Genomic DNA, 17,307 nt, shown 5'->3' with positions numbered 1-17,307 from the left:
GAAGTATGGCAGAGGACATGAAACATAAAGGTGTTAAGAAACTGCTGGGGAAACTTACCCTGCTGGCGCTGCCCTTTATACTTTGGCCGCTGGTAGAGGTGTTTGTGCTGCCCATGAACTTCTTTACCTTCCGCATCTGGGAGACCATTTCAGTGAACAGCATGCGCGTGATGCCGGGCCCCTTTTATCCGAACGTGCACATGCAAATGGAAGAGGAGGGCGAACTGGCCCCGCGCACACCGTTTGCCCGGAAGCGCCAGGTAGAGTGGTACACCGACCCCTATGGCTACCGCAACCGCGACACAAAAAACGACGTGCTGCTCATCGGCGACTCCAACATTACCGGGGCCAAGCTATCGCAGGAAGAGACGCTGGCGGAAGTGCTGGAGCAGCACCTTGGCCGGGATGTATACTCCTTCGCCCCTGCCACCGTCAACCGTTTCCTGGCCACCGACCGCTTTGAGGAAAACCCGCCTGAGCTGGTGATTGTATCCAGTATAGAACGCCGCATCCCCGAGCTCCCGGCGGTTGGGGACAACAGCCTGGGCTCCAAAGTCAGGAATATGACCGGTAAGCTCATCAGCTCCTCCCCTTTCCTGACAAACCTTACTGTAAAAGCCGACCGTATTTCCAAGCTGTCGCTCTACCGCCGCACGCTGGCCGAGATAGACCGTGCCATGGGACGCAAGGCGTACATCAGCTACCACAACGAGTTTTTCATGGAAGGCGAGTATGCCAACCGTACGTATCCGGAGGAGGAACTGGACCGCATAGCCGATGTGCTGGAAGGCTACCGGGATGCGCTGCAGGCGCGCGGCATGCACTTTGTCTTCCTGCCCATACCAAACAAGGAGAATATTTACTACCAACTGCTGCCCAACCAGAAAGAGCCCACTTTTCTGCCGCAGCTGCTGCGCCGGCTTGACGCGCGCGGGGTGGCGTACGTAGACCTGCAGCCTGCTTTCCGAGAGCTTTACCAGCAGCAACAAGTGCAACTTTACCCGGTGGATGATGCCCATTGGAACGAAGTAGCCGTAAAAGTAGCTGCCCAATTACTAACGAGGCACTCCACCGTAGCACAACTTAAAGCAACTCCGTATGAAGCGGAAGAGCACTTGCTGGTGAACTACAAGGAGGAGTAGCCGGAAATTGAATGTAATACCTATTAAACCTAACTATACACATGAAACTTAAAGCTTACTATACGAAGGGACAAAAGAAGTTAAAGAAGATACTTGGCAGATACATCCCACACAACACCCACTACCGCCCGGGGGGCGTGTGCCGGATTAACCTGGAGCAACTCTCGGCCAATAATGCCCGCGAAATAAAAGTTTACCCGATTTACCCCCACCTCACCACAGAGCTGCTTATCTCTGAAGATCTATATGATGCTTGCTCCGAATACTGGAAGCCCAAAAGAAAGGTAGAGACAGACTACATGGTGGTAGAGGTGCCGAACGGCCGCATTTATACCGATAATGAGAGCAGTGTGGCAGTGGTATCGCAGTATAACCGCCTGGTGGAGAACGTGTCGCTGAGTCTGAGCGGTGGTAAGGTATCGGAGCCAAACCTGAACAACATATTTGAGCAGCGTTACTTTAAGCCGCCGGTAAAGTATAAAGGCACCGTTTTCTCCCTGCTGACGGGTGGCGCGGGCCTTAACAACATCAGCCACTGGTTTATAGATGTGCTGCCCCGCCTGCACCTGCTGCGCGAAAGCGGCCTTTACGACAAAGTAGACTGGTTCTATGTGCCCAGCATCCGCTACGACTTCCAGACCGAAACGCTGGACATGCTGGGTATCCCGAGGGAGAAGCTGATTGAGGGGGACAAGTGTCCGCACATCGCCGCCGACTGCATCATTGCCTCCACAGCCCCACGCGGTAACCACACGCTTGTTCCGAAATGGCTGTGCGATTACCTGCAGGAGGCGTTTTTGCCCTTCGCCGAGGAGGAAACCGACAGCATCACCCCGGAAACGCCTTACCTGTACGTGAGCCGCTCCGACTCCGCCATCCGCAACGTACTCAACGAGCAGGAACTGCTGGCGGAACTGGAGCCGTATGGTTTCCGGAGCATCGTGTCGAGCAAGCTAAGTATAAAAGAGAAGATCAGGCTATTCTCCAAGGCCAAGGTGGTGTTGGGCGCGACCGGCGCCGGGCTGATAAGTATGATTTTCTGCAAGCCGGGCACCAAGATGATCGAAATCTTTAACGAGGGCTTTGTGATTGAGCCGTTCTACGACATCGCCACCAAACTGGACCTGGACTACGATTACATCATCTGCAAGAGCAACAAGATCGTGCGTAACGCCGACCAGGGGCAGCGGGAGCACTTGTTGGTGGAGACCGATAAGGTGGTGGAGATTCTGGAAAAAATGCGAACGGAGAAACCGAAAAAAGCAGAAGTGGCCTGAAACGCCGCCTCTGCTACAGTATAAAATTAAAGGCCTGCCTCAGCAACTACGTTTGCGGCAGGCTTTTTCTTTGTACCCATGGCCTGCTCGTAAATCTGCAGCAGCATAGTGTAGTTTGCCTCCGGGGTATAAAGCCGCTCGTAGTCACAGCGCGCATTTTGCCCCATCGCCCTGGCCAGATCTGGTAGCTGCTGCAATAGCTCCACTTGCTTTACCAATTCCTGCGCGTCCCCGGGCGTATAGTGCAACCCATTGCGCTGGTGCTGCACCAGGTGGGCTCCGCCGCCAATCTTAGACGCAATCACCGGGGTACAGGTGGCAAAGGCCTCCACTGCCGTCATGCCGAACGTCTCCAGCCATTCCGATGGAAAGATAAGGGCACGGGCTTTTTTAAGCTGCTCCATAGCCTCCTCCCGTGGCCGGAAGCCCATATACTCCACCGTTGGGTGCTTCGCTGCATACTCCTCCACCAGCGCCTGCAAGGGCCCGGTGCCGATAATTCGGAGCGGAAACGGCTTCAAAGCATGTGTCTTCAGCAGTGTCCGGATACCCTTCTCCTCGGTCAGTCTGCCCAAGTATAAAAAGTACCCGTCACGGGTGGCGGCACCCATCCCCGGATCTTCCGTAAAGTTGGGTTTTATACTTAGTTGCTCAGGTTTTAAGTGAAGGGAGGAGTTCTGAAAAAGCGCCGCCGCGCCCGGTGTGAGGGCGATAAACTTATTTACCTTCTCGCGCCAGGTGCCCAGCAGCTTATGCACCCCGGTAGCCAAGACCACGGAGGCCGTCTCTACTTTCGAGCCTCGGTAAACGCCTTTTAGAACAGGCTTAAGGGGAAAACGCTGCTGTACATTTTCCAGCTGCACTTTGCCATCATAGTATAAAACCGCGCTTGGGCAAACCAGGCGGTAATTGTGCAGGGTCATCACCACAGGCACTTTATACTTGTGGCACACCCAAAACACCCCCGGCGACACCAGCGGGAAGAAGTTGTGCACATGCACCACGTCCGGCCTGAAGGTTTTTATACTTTGGCTGATAACCTGCGCGCTCTGCGGGTTGTATACTACCCCCAGCGCCGCCTGCAGCTTATCTTTTATACTTGTTACGTTGTTGTTGGAGAAGGTAAGCTGCTCTACTGTATGGCCGTGCGCCCGCAGCAGCTGCGCCTCCTGCTCCAACACCGTGTCCTCTCCGCCGGCCTGCTTGTAAAAATTATGGATCTGAAGTATGCGCATAAAGTATAAATCAGGATAAAGTATAAATGGGATGCGCCATACGGCAGCGGCCCCACTTATCATAAAAAATGCGCACCGCTACCTGTGGCTGCGATGCGCGGTAATCTGGTTTAGTTTGAGTGTGTCTCGTTACACCGAGGCCTCCGCTTTGTGCCCGTGCCTGAGAATGTTATGGCGGCTTTCATCCTCAGTGGCGGCAAAGTATAAATTCTGCTCTTCGCGCAGTGCATCCACCAAGCGCCCCTGTGGCAGCACCACGTCGTCGTAGGTCAGCACCTGGTCCTTCGGAATGTCGCGCTTCAGCACGCAGCCTTCGGCCAGGCCCATGGGCAGCAGGCGCTCTTTTGCCGTTACGTCAGCATTTTCGCACAGGCCGTAGGTCATGTAATGGCCGATGCCGTCGATGGTTTGCCCGGCTTTCAGGTCGGTTTTGGCGGCAGCCACCACCTCTACATACGGCTTATCCAGCGGCGCCAACGCGGCATCCTGAAACAGCACGGCGCGGGCAATGGTCAGTGGCACTTCCAGGTGGCACAGGTGGTAAGGCGTGTAAAAGCAGTAAAGCGGCCCCTCCCCCATTTTATAGTAGTTGAGGTAATGCTGCTGGGCAGGGTTATCCTGCGTGGCCAGCACAAACACGCCGCCCGCAGGCTCCGCAATGCCCACCACATAGTCTACAATGCCCGGTCCGTTCGTCAGCTCTTCCAGCGGGAACAGGTTAACTGACTCCCGGATGTTCGCGCCCTGCGGTGCGTATGGCCCCAGCATCCCGCGTTTGGCTACACGCATGCCCGTTCCGTTGGCCACAATCGCCTGCTCGAACGAGATCTTGGTACCGTCGGCAAAAGAAGTGACCATGGCCGGGTTCTGCCCCCAGCGTTTGGCGAAGCCCTCCTGCGTGGTTGGGTTGCGATACGGGTCGTGCAGGCCCTTGATGTTGCCGCACAGCACCGGCTTCATGCCAATCGACTTCACGTAGCGGTACAGGTTCATGATCACGCCCGGTTGGTCGCCGTCTACGTTCGTAAACACCACCCCGGCCTTGTCGGCGTATACTTTCAAGATTGGGCCGATAGTGCCATCTACCTCGGCATTCATCATGATGATGTGCTTGCCGTGGCGGATGGCCTCCATGGCTACGTGCGTACCCAGCTCCACAGCCCCGGTTACTTCCAGGATAGCGTCTATCCCTTCGGCATGGCACAGGAGCATGGCATCGTTGGTGATGCTATACTTGCCCTGACGGATATTCTCCTCCAGTTCCGTCAGGCTCTTCGCCTCCACGGCATCCTGTATGCCAGCCTCTGTGTATACTTGCCGGGCATTGTCCGGGGTGCGGTTGGCGATGGCCACCAGCTCCATACCGGGCGTGTGGTGCTTTATCTGCAGGGCAACGCCTTTGGCCATAAAGCCGGCTCCCACCATGCCCACCCGTATGGGCTTGCCGGCGGCGGCACGCTTGGCTAAGGCTGTATCTACTATTATCATTTTCTTCGTGTTATCTGTTTTTTAGACAAAGGATTGTCCCGTATAACGTTCATAAGCGCCTTTCAAAAGGTCTTTTGTCCACTGGTCCTTTGTCAGGAAACTCCGGTCTGTTCAGCCACAGCCTCCAGTAACGGATGATTCCGGTCTTTCTCCGAAATCAGCTGCGGCTCCAGCGGCCACTGTATGTTAAAAGCAGGATCGTCCCAGCGGTGGCCGCGCTCGGCACTAGCCTCATAAAAGGCCGTCACCTGGTAGGTCACGTCCGTATTATCCTCCAGGGTGATGTAGCCATGCGCAAAGCCCTCCGGCACGTACAGCATGCGGTAATTGTCTGCCGTCAACTCCACCCCAATCCATTGCTTGTAAGTCTCGGAGTCCGGCCGCAGGTCCACAATCACGTCGTAAATGGCGCCGCGGGTGCAGCGCACCAGCTTGGTTTCGGCATGCGGGGCCAGCTGCATGTGCATGCCGCGCAGGGTGGCTTTTTTCTTGTTGAAGCTCACGTTTGCCTGCACCAGGTTCGTGTTCAGGCCGTATTCCTCAAACTCTTTCTGGCAGTAGGCGCGACCGAAAAAACCGCGGTCATCCTCCAGCTTCTTTATGTCGATGATGTAAGCTCCTTTAAGCTTTGTCTCTGTAAAGATCATAGGTTATACTTTTAGGTATACTTAGCCCTCCTGCAGCACCGGCTGCTCGTCTGTCAGGAACTCCTCAATCTGGGCCAAAGTATACGCTTTTATACTTTCCGGCTGCTCGTGGTAGGTTTTGTACCAGGAAATGGTGCGCTCAATAGCTTGCGCCGAGTCATACTTTGGGTTCCAGCCCAGCACGTTCTGTGCCTTGCTGATGTCAAGCTTCAGCAGGCCAGCCTCATGTGGCTGGTTCTTCAGCTCCGGTTTGTCGTAGTCGCCGCTGCCCCACACCTGCAGGGCGCTTTGCACCAGTTCCTCCACCCTGCTGTTATCGCCGGCCAATGGGCCGAAGTTCCAGGCACCGCCATACGTGCTGTGGTCCTGGGCGAGTTTGGCGCCGAGCAGCAGGTAACCGGCCACCGGCTCCAGCACGTGCTGCCAAGGGCGCACGGCATTGGGGTTGCGCACCGTCACCGGCTCGCCTACCCGCAGAGCCCGTACAATATCGGGGATGATGCGGTCTTTGGCCCAGTCGCCGCCACCGATTACGTTGCCGGCACGGGTGCTGGCGATAGCCTTCTGGTGCTGGCCATACTTGTCGGGGTGGAAAAACGAGCGGGTGTAGGAGGAAATCACCAGTTCAGCGCAGGCCTTGCTGGCACTGTAGGGGTCGTAGCCGCCTAACTGGTCAGTTTCGCGGTACGGGTATACCCACTCCTTGTTCTCGTATACTTTGTCGGTGGTGATGAGCACCACGGTGCAGGGCTTCTCCAGCAGCCTTACCGCGTCCAGCACATAGGCCGTGCCGATGGCATTAACGGCAAAGGTATCGGAAGGAAACTCGTAGGAAAGTCTGACCAGCGGCTGCGCGGCCAGGTGGAAGATAAAGTCGGGCTGAAAATCAAGTATGGCTTGCTCCAACGCCTCTTTATCTCGGATATCGCTTAGCACCGACTCGCAAAGGGAGTCCCCTTCGCTCAGGTGGTACAGGTCTTCTTCTGTTTCAGGGGCCAGGGCGTATCCTTTCACCTCTGCTCCCAGTAGGTGCAGCATTTGCAGCATCCAGGATCCCTTAAAGCCGGTGTGGCCGGTCAGGAAAACCTTTTTACCGCTGTAAGTGCGCTGCAGAACGTCTTTCTTCATCTGCTGATTTATAGTATGGCAGGCAATGCGTGAGTTATACTTTAGGGTTGAGCACAAAGTATAAGCAGGCGCGGCTTTCGCCATGCCTGCTTATAAAAAATGCTTAAAGTATGGCAGGACTTACCTCCTGCTCTTTCGGACTGTTAATCATGTTGTACCAGGGGGCCTTGCCGGCGTTAAGCAACTCCTCGAGTACGTTCTTATCACGGAGCGTATCCATAGGCTGCCAGAAACCGGTGTGCTTGTAAGCCGACAGCTCGCCTGCTTTGGCCAAGTGCTCCATCGGCTCCCGCTCCCAGGTAGTGTGGTCCCCCTCGATATAGTCGATAACCGAAGGCTCCAGCACGAAGAAACCGCCGTTAATCCAAGGCTGATCGCCCCCGTTCGGCTTCTCCTGGAACTGGCGTACCTGGGTCTCACCGCCCGCCAGCGTGAATACGCCGAAACGGCCCGGCTGCTGCACGGCTGTCAGCGTGGCCATAGTGCCCTGCTGCTTGTGGAATGCGATGGCTTCCGAGATATTCACGTCGCTCACGCCGTCGCCGTAAGTCATGCAGAAGGTTTCATCGCCCAGGTACTCGCGCACGCGCTTCAGGCGACCACCAGTCATGGTACCCTCACCGGTGTCCACCAACGTTACCTTCCACGACTCGTTGTTGTTCTGGTGCACCTCCATTTTATTGGTGCGCATATCGAACGTCACATCAGAGTTGTAAAGGAAATAGTTGGCGAAGTACTCCTTGATGAGGTGGCCCTTGTACCCACAGCAGATGATGAACTCATCGATGCCGTGGTGGGAGTAGATTTTCATGATGTGCCAAAGGATCGGTTTTCCACCAATCTCTACCATCGGCTTCGGGCGCACGCCGCTTTCTTCACTTATCCTGGTCCCGTAGCCTCCGGCAAGTATAACTGCTTTCATGTTGTAAAGGGTAAAATTCAGGTTATCAGATTTTGCTCCGGCCGCTTAAATGTTGCACTGTCCCCGGCAACGCAGCCTAAAGCTCAATACGAGAATTTCTATATTAGGATTTATTGAAATTAGAACTTCTTGATACAGCCTTAGCCGCGCATGAGCCTGGCCCGGCTTTGGAAATGGCTGCATGGGCCGATGTAATGCCTGCATAACGTGTAAAACCATCATGTTTAGAGGAGAGGCACATGGCCTGCGCACTGCTTCTGCCGCACTTCACCTTTCCGTAAAATTGCACAGCGGATTGCCTGAACAGGCTGTAGCGCTGCTTATGACGGTAATGGTGAACGATGAAGTGCCTCCATCTCATTGTACTTTGCTTCGTTATGCATCAAAGCTATACGTAGACTTACTGGCTCAGTTCTGCCCGCTTGTTTCGGCCGAATAGCATCAGCTTGGTTACCTCATACAAAAACTTACTGTTGGTGAGCAGATAACGTTTCCACAATCTGCCCGGCTCCTGCCACAGGCGGTAGGTCCATTCCAGGCTCAGGTCGCGGGCCCACTTGGGCAGGCGCTTTTCCAGCCCGGCATAGGTCATGTAAGCCTGCCCTACCCCCAGCATGCAGGCCTTCACCTTGCCTTTGTGCTCTGCCATCCAGCGCTCCTGCTTCGGGCAACCCAGGGCTACAAACACCAAGTCAGCGCCAGAGTCATTGATCATGTTCGTGATGGCCTCATCCTCAATGTGCGTGAGCTTGCGGAAAGGCGGCGAGTAATAGCCGGCTACGCGTAGGTTCGGCAGATCGGCTTTGGTGCGGGCTACCACCGCCTCCAGTACCGGGTCGGTGGAGCCGTAGAAAAACACGGATTTTCCGCGCTTCTCGGCCTCCTGCAGCAGGCGCGGCATCAGGTCCATACCCGGCACGCGGTCCTGGTGCTTGCCGTAGAGCAGCTTCATCAGCTTCGACAGCGGCCCCCCATCCGGCGAGGCGATGTCGGCGTTGTTGAGCAGGTTTTGGAACTCCTTGTCCTGCCGGGCTTCCATGAGCATGTGCACGTTGGCAAAGCACACGTAAGAGGATTCCTTAGTATCGGTGAGCCAGAAAACATGGTTCACAAAGTCGTTGAAAGAGCCGGCCGAGATAAGGGAGCCGAGCAGTTGACGCTTTACTTTTATAGGAGGCTCGGCGGCAACAGGTTTTTCTTGTAGGGTCGTCGTATCAGTAAGCATTTTTTTCACCTTTAATCATGTTCCACACTGTGAGGAAGATAATTTTCATGTCCATCATCAGGCTCCAGTTGGCCATGTACATCACATCGTACTCCACGCGCTTTTCCATCAGGTGCACTTCCTTGGTCTCGCCACGGTAGCCGCTCACCTGTGCGTAGCCCGTAATGCCCGGCGTTACGAAGTGGCGTGTTTTATACTTGGAGATAACCTTGGAGTACTGGTCCAGCTGCGACACCAGGTTCGGACGTGGCCCTACTACCGACATGTCGCCCAGCAGCACGTTGAAGAACTGCGGCAGTTCGTCTAAACTTGTCTTGCGCATAAAGGCGCCAAAGCGGGTAATGCGTGGGTCGTTTTTAGTAGCCTGCAGCTCCGTGTTGTTGTTCACACGCATGGTGCGGAACTTGTAGCACACAAACAGCCTGTTCTTTTTACCCGGGCGCAGCTGCTTAAAGAACACCGGTCCCTTCGACTCCAGCTTAATCAGCAGGGCAATGATGGGGAACAGGATTGGGAAAATCAGCAGGATAACCGCCAGGGAGAAGACCACGTCGAAAATGCGTTTCACAATGCGGTTAGAGGCCAGCTCCAGCGGCTCGTTGCGTACGCTCAGCATCGGGATGTTGTGGTAGAAGTACATGTTCACTTCCTTCTTCACGATGGCGCTGAAATCAGGCACAAGGCGCAGGTAGATAAAGTTGTCATTGGCAAACTCGGTCAGCTCCTCTATCTGCTCAGAGTCGATGATGGGCTTGGCATAGTATACCTCGTCGATGCTGTGCTGCAGGCAGTAGTCCTTCATGTCTTCTATACTTCCGAGCACCTGGTGTGGGCTGCTTGGGTCCACCTCATCATCAAAAAAGCCCATGAACTTGGTACCAATCTCATCGTTGTTGCTCAGGGTTTGCTGCAAAGAAACCGCTGCCGGACCCGAACCAACTATAACATAGCGGGTGTGTGCCATATCGGAGTCGGTGAAGTAGCGATCGGCCATGTGCAGCACCAGGCGGCTAAGGCCAATCAGAAACGCGGTGGACAGGTATGTATAAAGTAACAGCAGGCGCGAAAGCTGCTCCAGGTTAAAGACAACGATACAGCTTGCCAGGATGAGCGCGTGCATCAGGAACACGTTGATAAGATTTCCCAAACGCCTGTCTATCGGCAGGATGCTGTCCACCCGCACGATAAAGTTGGTGAAGCCAGACACGATCCACCACACCAGGCCGAACAGAACGAAGAAGATATTGTATTGATACTCAAACTCGAAGCTTCCGTAGCGGAGCATGTTTGACAGCTTAAATGCGAAGGCGATAAGCGTAATATCGAGAATCAACAGAAGTACTCTGTTAAAGCCGTAGTAATGTCTATATCTATTCATTTGGTTGAGTACATTTTGGGGTCATAAGTAAACTTTGAAAATCTTGTCTCTGCCTCACGTTCCATCATCACTAGCTACCTGCAGGCCTATCCGCTGCCTCCTTACTTACAACAGTCATTATGCAATGCCGGCGTCTCCGGCTCAGTCCGGCCTCATGTGAAGAGGCCGTGCTTTTAAGTACATTAACTGTAGCACTAAAGCTGCAGCATTTGGTCTTGTGAGTGTAGTGGGAAATACGGGCGTGCCAACAGGAAGGTTTATGATTTTACCAAGTTCTATTAAAAAAGAATAATTTAATAATATACGTTAATTAGGATATCTATATATACGAAATCTTCATTTATTCGCATAAAAACATACTTGCAGCTACCTATCCTCCACCCCTCACTTAGTAGCCGCTCACACACATATATAACTCTTCCAATATATCAGCAACTAATATGGGTAGCCGGAAAAATAGGTATAGTGAGAGAGGGGCAGAGGATATAACTGCCATGATTATTATAACTATTTTAAGTATTTACTATAACTATACAGGTTGTATAGTTATATACAGAAATGTAAATATTCAGGCAAAACGCTGACCTCAAGCATAATTTGTTCTACCGAAAGAATGCAATCTGCTTCCATCCAGGAGATTCCCGAGCCGCTGGTGAAATTTACATCAGGAGAGAAAAAACCCGTAATCACCAAAAAATCAGCGTTATACGATTCGCTCTAAATTTAAGTTTCAAAATTGACCGACTTTTCACAAAAAAACAGTGTCGGTTTTGAACTTTAGCATCCCGAAAAGCACTTACCTGTAATGAACCTGCAAATACTGCTATTGGACTTATACCCGAACACACGGCTGTCCCAGAATATACAGGTTCACTTATTAACGACTTCTGAGACAGCGACTTTCCTTCGGGGATAAGTCACCAACAGGAGCGTGATTATACCAACTAAGAGCAGCTTTATATAGAAAAATTTTACAACCAAAGTATATGCGATCCCCTGCCCTAGGCATTTTATGTCTGCTCCTGCTGCAGCTTTGGAGTGCCCTCTCAAACTCAACCTACGCCCAAACCTGTACCGCACAAATCACCTCTTCCGGCAGCCTTTGCGGCGATGGCCAAGTTGTACTTTCAGCTACCGAGGCCGACTCCTATTTGTGGTCTACCGGGGCTACTTCTAAAAGTATAACCATCACCCAACCTGGCACTTACTCGGTTAAAACCAAGCAGACCGATGGCTGCGAGGCGACCTCCGAGGAAATAGTGATAACTAGTGGTCCGGATGCCACGGTGGCCGACCCCATCAGCTTCTTTACCTCCTGTAGTTATGCAGGTAACGTGGCCACGTTTGAGCTCACCATCGAGAATGCCTCTACCACCAAAGCAACGAACACCCGCTATGTCATTAACTGGGGCGATGGGAACTCCACCACCCTGGGAGCAGAATTTGAGACAGCCACCCATACGTACAAATCGGGCGGTTCTTTCCGTTTGATCGTCACGGCTTACGACGCGCACGGCTGCAGCAGCACCCACGAGGAGCGCGTTTTCATTGGCAGTAACCCAAGCCTGGGTATCTCCAGCCGCGGTAACACCAACGACTGTGCCCCGGCCACGTTCATCTTCGACATCGACAAGGAAATCACCAAGTATAACTCCCCGCAAACGGTTTATACTTTCCAGTTCGACGATGGCTCGGCCCCAATGGTGTTCTCGCACGCTAACCTGCCTTCCACCATCGAGCATACCTTCACCGAGTCCTCCATGAAGAAACCGGGACGCGCCTTTACCCTAACCGCGACGGCCACCAACCCCTGCGGCACCACGCCAGCCACTGTGGGTGGTATTAAAGTGTCCAAAGGCCCTATTGCTGATTTTGCTTTCGGCACTGCCTGTCTAAACACCCCTATCAAACTGACAGACAAAACGATTGAAGGCTTTAACGCCAACGCCAACACGGATGCCAGTGCCGGCAGCTATATCGTGGATTGGGTAATCTCTCCGGCAGAGGGATGGGAGTATACTTCCGGTAACAGCAAGACCAAGAGCCCTTCGGTGAAGTTCACCAAACCAGGCACTTATACCATTCAGATGACGGCCACACCTACAGGCCTTAACACGAAGTGTTTGGCAAGTACAGTGAACAAAGTCATCACCATCGAAGAGCCACCAGTGGCCGACTTCACCCTGAACGGGGATAATAGCTGCGTAACAGCCGTATTTGCTGCCACGAACACCTCTACTGGTCCGGAGGCCGCTTATACTTGGCGCGTGAACTCTGCTGAAGGATGGGCTTTTGCCAACGGTACGAAGTCCAGCTCCAGAAATGCCCAGTTTCAGTTCACCAAGCCGGGCACCTATACCATCTCGCTGACTGCCAGCAACAGCTGCCAGACCTCGCTGAAGGAAACCACAGTCGTTATCAAAGGCAAACCGAAGGTGCAGTTGCCGGCGCAGCAAGTATACTGCGGTCCGCAGACCATCGCCTTTACAACCGACAATAAGCTGCATGCGCCAGTATACGATGCACAATTTGGTACCATCAGCCAATACAACTGGTCCGTTTCAGGTCCGGGAATGGCCAACTTTACCGAGGGCACTGATGCGGGTTCGGCCTACCCAAGTATAAATTTCACCCAGGCAGGCACCTATACCGTCAGCCTGGTGGCCACCAACGAGTGTGGTGCCTCGGAGGCAGCTACGCAGCAAATCACTATCAACCCCTTGCCCGAGTTAAAGGTAACGCCAGCGGCACCAGGAGGCATTTGTATTAGCGGTAGCGGCACCACCCTTACATTAGAAGGAGCCGATACTTATACCTGGGCACCGGCCACGGGCCTGAGCGCCACCACCGGCAGCACGGTTACTGCCAACCCGACCGAGACAACCACCTATACCATCACGGGTACGAACAAGGAAACAGGCTGTACCAGCACCACTACCTATACCGTAGTCGTGCACCCGCTGCCAGAGGTGAAAGTAACGGCTTCGTCTCAGGAAATTTGCCAGGGACAAGGCAGCGCCATCCTCACCGCCTCCGGTGCCGACACCTATACCTGGTCACCGGCTGCCGGGCTTAGCGCTACCTCAGGGGCGGAAGTGACGGCTTCTCCGTCCGAGACCACCACCTATACCGTGACAGGTTACAACAGCGCCACCGGCTGCAGCAGCACGGCCACCGTAACAGTAACGGTAAATCCCCTGCCAGAAGTAAATGCCGGACCGGACATGACTGTCTGCGACGACCCCACCCCACTGACGCTGAAGGCCATTCCGGCAGGCGGTACCTGGAGCGGCGAGCATGTGAGCGCCGACGGTATTTTCATTCCAAATGGAAGAGGTACTTTCATACTAACCTATACTTACACCGACGCCAAAGGCTGTACCAACGCCGACCAGATGACGGTGCAGGTAACTGATGTGGCGCAGGCTGCTGTAGCACAGAAGGTGCAGGAAGTCTGCCTGAATGAAGGCAAGTTTATACTTGGTGCCAGCCCGGCGGGTGGTAAGTGGAGCGGCTCCAGGTTCGTAACGGTGGATGGCACTTTCACGCCTTCGGAAGTAGGTACCTATACCCTGACTTATACCGTTTATACCGGCACCTGCTTTACCACGGATGAGATGCAGGTGATTGTAAAGCCGCTGCCAGCCGCTCCGGTAGTATCAGGCATCAAAGACATCTGCTTTAATACCTCTACCACTCTGCAGGCAGCTGTACAGACGGGCCAGGTGAACTGGTACGACCAACCGAACGGCGGTAAGCTGCTCGCTACCACTCCGGCCGGAACTGGCTTTGAGACCGGTAACCTAACTCAAACCACTGATTTTTACGCCGAGCACGTGGGTGAAAACCAGTGCGCCGGCCCACGCACCCGCGTCACCGTAATCGTGCGTCCGGAGATTGCAGCCCCTGTAGTGGCACCTGTTATCATTTGCGGTGCTGGAAAGGCCACGCTGGTAGCACAGGGCAATGCGAGCAAGTATAACTGGTATGATGCCAGCGGTAACCTGCTGGTAAAAGAGGGCGACAAAGTATACGAGCCGACCGTGGAGCACACGACTACTTTCTTTGCAGAAGCGGTAGTGGGCAACTGCGCCGGGCCACGCACCCAGGTGCAGGTCACGGTAAACCCCATCCTGGACAACAACGCCATCACGGCTCCGGAAATAGTATGTGAGGATGCTCCGTTCAACCTGGCGGGTTCTGAGCCTGTTGGCGGAAGCGGCAAGGGCTCCTATACTTACCAGTGGATGAGCAGCGCCAACGGCACCACTTTTACCAACATCATCGGCGCCACCGGCAAAGATTACCAGGTGCAGGCAGGGCTCAAGCTCCCGACCAAGTATAAGCGGATGGTGTACTCCGATGGCTGTGCGCTGGCCTCCGAAGCGGTAGAGGTGAAGGTAATCCCAACCATTACCAAAAATGAGCTGCGCGAAGTAGCGACGATTTGCCACGGCCAAATCCCAGACGAAATTCAGGGTGTGTTGGCAGGAGGCGCTGCCCCGTACACTTATACCTGGTATGTGAGCAAAGACAACGTCAACTTTACGCCTATAGAGAACAGCAACGCACCAAACTACAAGCCAGCGGCTCCGCTGACAGGCAATACCTGGTACAAGCGCGTGGTGCAGTCGGGCTCCTGCCAGGCAGTAACCAGCAACACTATCCTGGTGCAGGTGATGCCGCCTATCAGCAAGAACATCATCTCCGGCACGCAAACGATTTGTGAGGGCGATGCGGCTACGATTACCGGCCAAATGCCGGAAGGTGGCTACGGCGCAGGCAGCTATACTTACTATTGGGAATCGAGAACGGCAGGCGGCGAGTATCGCGAGGTACCGAACAGCCGCGGCAGCAACACCAAAGACTGGACGGCAAGCAACCTGACCGAGACCACCTCTTTCCGAAGAGTTGTGATGTCCGGCAGCTGCACCGTGAGCACCAGCGACCCGGTAACAGTCACTGTCAACCCCAAGCTCCTGAACCTGATTACGGGAGACCAGGAAGTATGCCAGGGCGGCACTCCTACCCTGCTGACCAGCCTCACGCCGACCACAGGCGGCGAAGCGGGTAAGTATAGCTACACCTGGGAGTATAAACCAGAGGGAAGCACCGACTTCATGCCGGCTCCGGGCGCCAACACCCGCGCCGATGGTAATTATCAGCCAGGCAGCCTGAGCCGGACCACGCTTTTCCGTCGCAAGGTTACTTCCGGCGGCTGTATCAGCTATTCGGAGCCGGTAAAAGTGACGGTAAACGCCCCGATTGAGAACTATAACATCAAGGCTGACCAGAGCATCTATGCCGGCACCAAACCGGCCACGCTAACCGGCCTGAACACGGCTCCGGTAAAAGGAGGCAACGGCAAGTATGGCTACCGCTGGGAGTCCAGTACGGACGGTCAGAACTTTGCCCCTGCCGAAGGCAACAACCTGAATGCTGATTATACTTTCCCGAGAGGCTTGTATCAGGATACCTGGTACCGTCGGGTGATTATTTCCGGCGGCTGCGAGGCCATCTCCAATGCAGTTAAAATCTCGGTGATTGCTGAAATCGCCAGCAACGTCATCAAGGCAGACCAGGTCATTTGTGTCGGCAGCGTGCCAGCCCTACTGGAAGGCGAAGTACCAAAAGGCGGTGAGGGCAACTTCAACTACCGCTGGGAGATGAGCACCAAAGGCGATAAAACCGGTTTTGTGACAGCACAGGGCTACAACGGCGCTCCGAACGACGCGCAGAACTTCCAGCCCGGCCCGGTAAGCCAGGACACTTGGTTCCGCCGAGTGGCCACCTCGGGCGCTTACAGCAGCACCAGCAATGCCGTGCTGGTTACTGTGAAGCCTGCCCTGAGCAAGAACGTGGTGCTTTCCGGCACGCAGACCGTTTGCTACGGTGAGGCACCTGCTACACTGGTAGGTTCTGAGCCAACCGGAGGAAGCGGTAACCCGGCTTACCTGTGGGAGCAAAGCAACGCACGCAATGGGGTATACACTCCGGCCCTAGGTCAAAACAACCGCAAGGACTATACGCCTAACCCGCTGACAGAGGGCACCTGGTTCCGCCGTGTGGTCACGTCCGCTTCCTGCGGCTCGCTTACCAGCAACCCGGTGGAAGTGAAAGTAACGCCGCTTCCGGAAACCACTGTGGCACAGGGGTCTACTATCTGCGCCGGCCTCAGCACGACGCTAATGGCCAAAGGTTCTGGCAGCGGCAGACTGGAATGGTATGCCAGCGCGGCAGGCGGAAGCCCGATTGCCACAGGCAGCACCTTTGAAACGCCGGTTTTGCTCCATACCACGACCTATTATGTGCAGGAAGTGCAGAGCTGTGCCAGCAAGCGTTTGCCGGTAACAGTTACCGTAACGGAGCCTAAGCTGAGCGCTGGCCCTGATGTGACTATCCTGGAAGGCAGAAGCACCCAGCTGCAGGCTAGCGGCGGCCTGACATATACTTGGTCACCAGCCACCGGCATGGATAACCCGAACATCGCCAACCCAATGGTTAAGCCTGAGAAAACCACCGTCTATACGGTAACGGCTACAACGGAAGGCGGCTGTACGTTCACAGATGAAGTGGTGGTCGTGGTGCTGCCCTACGTCGATATCCCGAACACGTTCACGCCAAACCAAGACGGCATCAACGACACCTGGGTCATCGAGAACATTGAAAAGTATAACAACTGCCGCGTGGAGATTTTTAACCAGTGGGGCAACCTGGTGTTTGCATCCGATGGTTACAAACAGCCTTGGGATGGACGCCAGAACGGTAGTGCGCTGCCGATGGCCACTTACTACTATGTTATCAAATTAGACCGAAACGAAAAGCCGCTTACCGGCAGCGTAACCATCGTTAAATAAGCCTTATC

10 protein-coding genes are annotated in these 17,307 nt (G+C 54.4%); 3 read left to right on the top strand and 7 right to left on the bottom strand.

Annotated elements, in window-relative coordinates; translation table 11 throughout:
* Positions 1-17: 17 nt before the first annotated feature.
* On the top strand, positions 18-1,142 hold the full coding sequence (locus BM040_RS15340) for an alginate O-acetyltransferase AlgX-related protein (RefSeq protein WP_175491088.1): 1,125 nt from the start codon (positions 18-20) through the stop codon (positions 1,140-1,142).
* A 41-nt stretch (positions 1,143-1,183) separates the two neighbouring features.
* On the top strand, positions 1,184-2,419 hold the full coding sequence (locus BM040_RS15335; protein WP_092103362.1) for a glycosyltransferase family 61 protein: 1,236 nt from the start codon (positions 1,184-1,186) through the stop codon (positions 2,417-2,419).
* 26 nt (positions 2,420-2,445) lie between these two features.
* On the opposite strand, the gene BM040_RS15330 is transcribed toward BM040_RS15335, so the two are convergent.
* From BM040_RS15330 to BM040_RS15300, 7 genes are all read right to left on the bottom strand, one after another.
* Entirely contained in the window at positions 2,446-3,717 is a 1,272-nt protein-coding gene (locus BM040_RS15330; protein WP_245756241.1) for a glycosyltransferase, read from the bottom strand.
* 66 nt (positions 3,718-3,783) lie between these two features.
* Positions 3,784-5,142 carry an NAD(P)H-dependent oxidoreductase gene (locus BM040_RS15325; RefSeq protein ID WP_092103358.1) on the bottom strand — a complete coding sequence of 453 codons (1,359 nt, stop codon included), beginning with the start codon at positions 5,140-5,142 and terminating at the stop codon, positions 3,784-3,786.
* A gap of 92 nt (positions 5,143-5,234) precedes the next feature.
* A complete protein-coding gene (rfbC, locus tag BM040_RS15320) occupies positions 5,235-5,789 on the bottom strand; it encodes a dTDP-4-dehydrorhamnose 3,5-epimerase (RefSeq protein ID WP_092103357.1) in 555 nt (184 codons plus the stop codon).
* Between the two features lie 21 nt (positions 5,790-5,810).
* Positions 5,811-6,917 carry a CDP-glucose 4,6-dehydratase gene (gene rfbG / locus BM040_RS15315; protein WP_092103355.1) on the bottom strand — a complete coding sequence of 369 codons (1,107 nt, stop codon included), beginning with the start codon at positions 6,915-6,917 and terminating at the stop codon, positions 5,811-5,813.
* 103 nt (positions 6,918-7,020) lie between these two features.
* Positions 7,021-7,839, bottom strand: coding sequence for a glucose-1-phosphate cytidylyltransferase (rfbF, locus tag BM040_RS15310; protein WP_092103353.1), 819 nt, complete (start codon positions 7,837-7,839; stop codon positions 7,021-7,023).
* A 400-nt stretch (positions 7,840-8,239) separates the two neighbouring features.
* On the bottom strand, positions 8,240-9,064 hold the full coding sequence (locus BM040_RS15305; RefSeq protein WP_245756240.1) for a WecB/TagA/CpsF family glycosyltransferase: 825 nt from the start codon (positions 9,062-9,064) through the stop codon (positions 8,240-8,242).
* On the bottom strand, positions 9,054-10,442 hold the full coding sequence (locus BM040_RS15300; RefSeq protein ID WP_092103351.1) for an undecaprenyl-phosphate glucose phosphotransferase: 1,389 nt from the start codon (positions 10,440-10,442) through the stop codon (positions 9,054-9,056). The genes BM040_RS15305 and BM040_RS15300 overlap by 11 nt, the downstream gene beginning before the upstream one ends.
* A 986-nt stretch (positions 10,443-11,428) precedes the next feature.
* Here BM040_RS15300 and BM040_RS15295 point away from each other — a divergent pair.
* Positions 11,429-17,299, top strand: a complete 5,871-nt coding sequence (locus BM040_RS15295; RefSeq protein WP_092103349.1) for a gliding motility-associated C-terminal domain-containing protein — start codon at positions 11,429-11,431, stop codon at positions 17,297-17,299.
* Positions 17,300-17,307: the final 8 nt, after the last annotated feature.

It is taken from the genome of Pontibacter chinhatensis (assembly GCF_900113285.1).
GTDB lineage: Bacteria > Bacteroidota > Bacteroidia > Cytophagales > Hymenobacteraceae > Pontibacter > Pontibacter chinhatensis.
The sequence above is the reverse complement of the archived record's forward strand: the minus strand, read 5'-3'. Positions and strand labels throughout refer to the sequence as shown.

Excerpts from the sequence above, each read along its gene's own strand:
- BM040_RS15330 (WP_245756241.1), bottom strand. The coding sequence starts at position 3,717 with ATGATAAGTGGGGCCGCTGCCGTATGGCGCATCCCATTTATACTTTAT.
- BM040_RS15295 (WP_092103349.1), top strand. The coding sequence starts at position 11,429 with ATGCGATCCCCTGCCCTAGGCATTTTATGTCTGCTCCTGCTGCAGCTT.
- BM040_RS15325 (WP_092103358.1), bottom strand. The coding sequence starts at position 5,142 with ATGATAATAGTAGATACAGCCTTAGCCAAGCGTGCCGCCGCCGGCAAG.
- BM040_RS15335 (WP_092103362.1), top strand. The coding sequence starts at position 1,184 with ATGAAACTTAAAGCTTACTATACGAAGGGACAAAAGAAGTTAAAGAAG.
- rfbF (WP_092103353.1), bottom strand. The coding sequence starts at position 7,839 with ATGAAAGCAGTTATACTTGCCGGAGGCTACGGGACCAGGATAAGTGAA.
- BM040_RS15300 (WP_092103351.1), bottom strand. The coding sequence starts at position 10,442 with ATGAATAGATATAGACATTACTACGGCTTTAACAGAGTACTTCTGTTG.
- rfbC (WP_092103357.1), bottom strand. The coding sequence starts at position 5,789 with ATGATCTTTACAGAGACAAAGCTTAAAGGAGCTTACATCATCGACATA.
- BM040_RS15340 (WP_175491088.1), top strand. The coding sequence starts at position 18 with ATGAAACATAAAGGTGTTAAGAAACTGCTGGGGAAACTTACCCTGCTG.
- rfbG (WP_092103355.1), bottom strand. The coding sequence starts at position 6,917 with ATGAAGAAAGACGTTCTGCAGCGCACTTACAGCGGTAAAAAGGTTTTC.
- BM040_RS15305 (WP_245756240.1), bottom strand. The coding sequence starts at position 9,064 with ATGCTTACTGATACGACGACCCTACAAGAAAAACCTGTTGCCGCCGAG.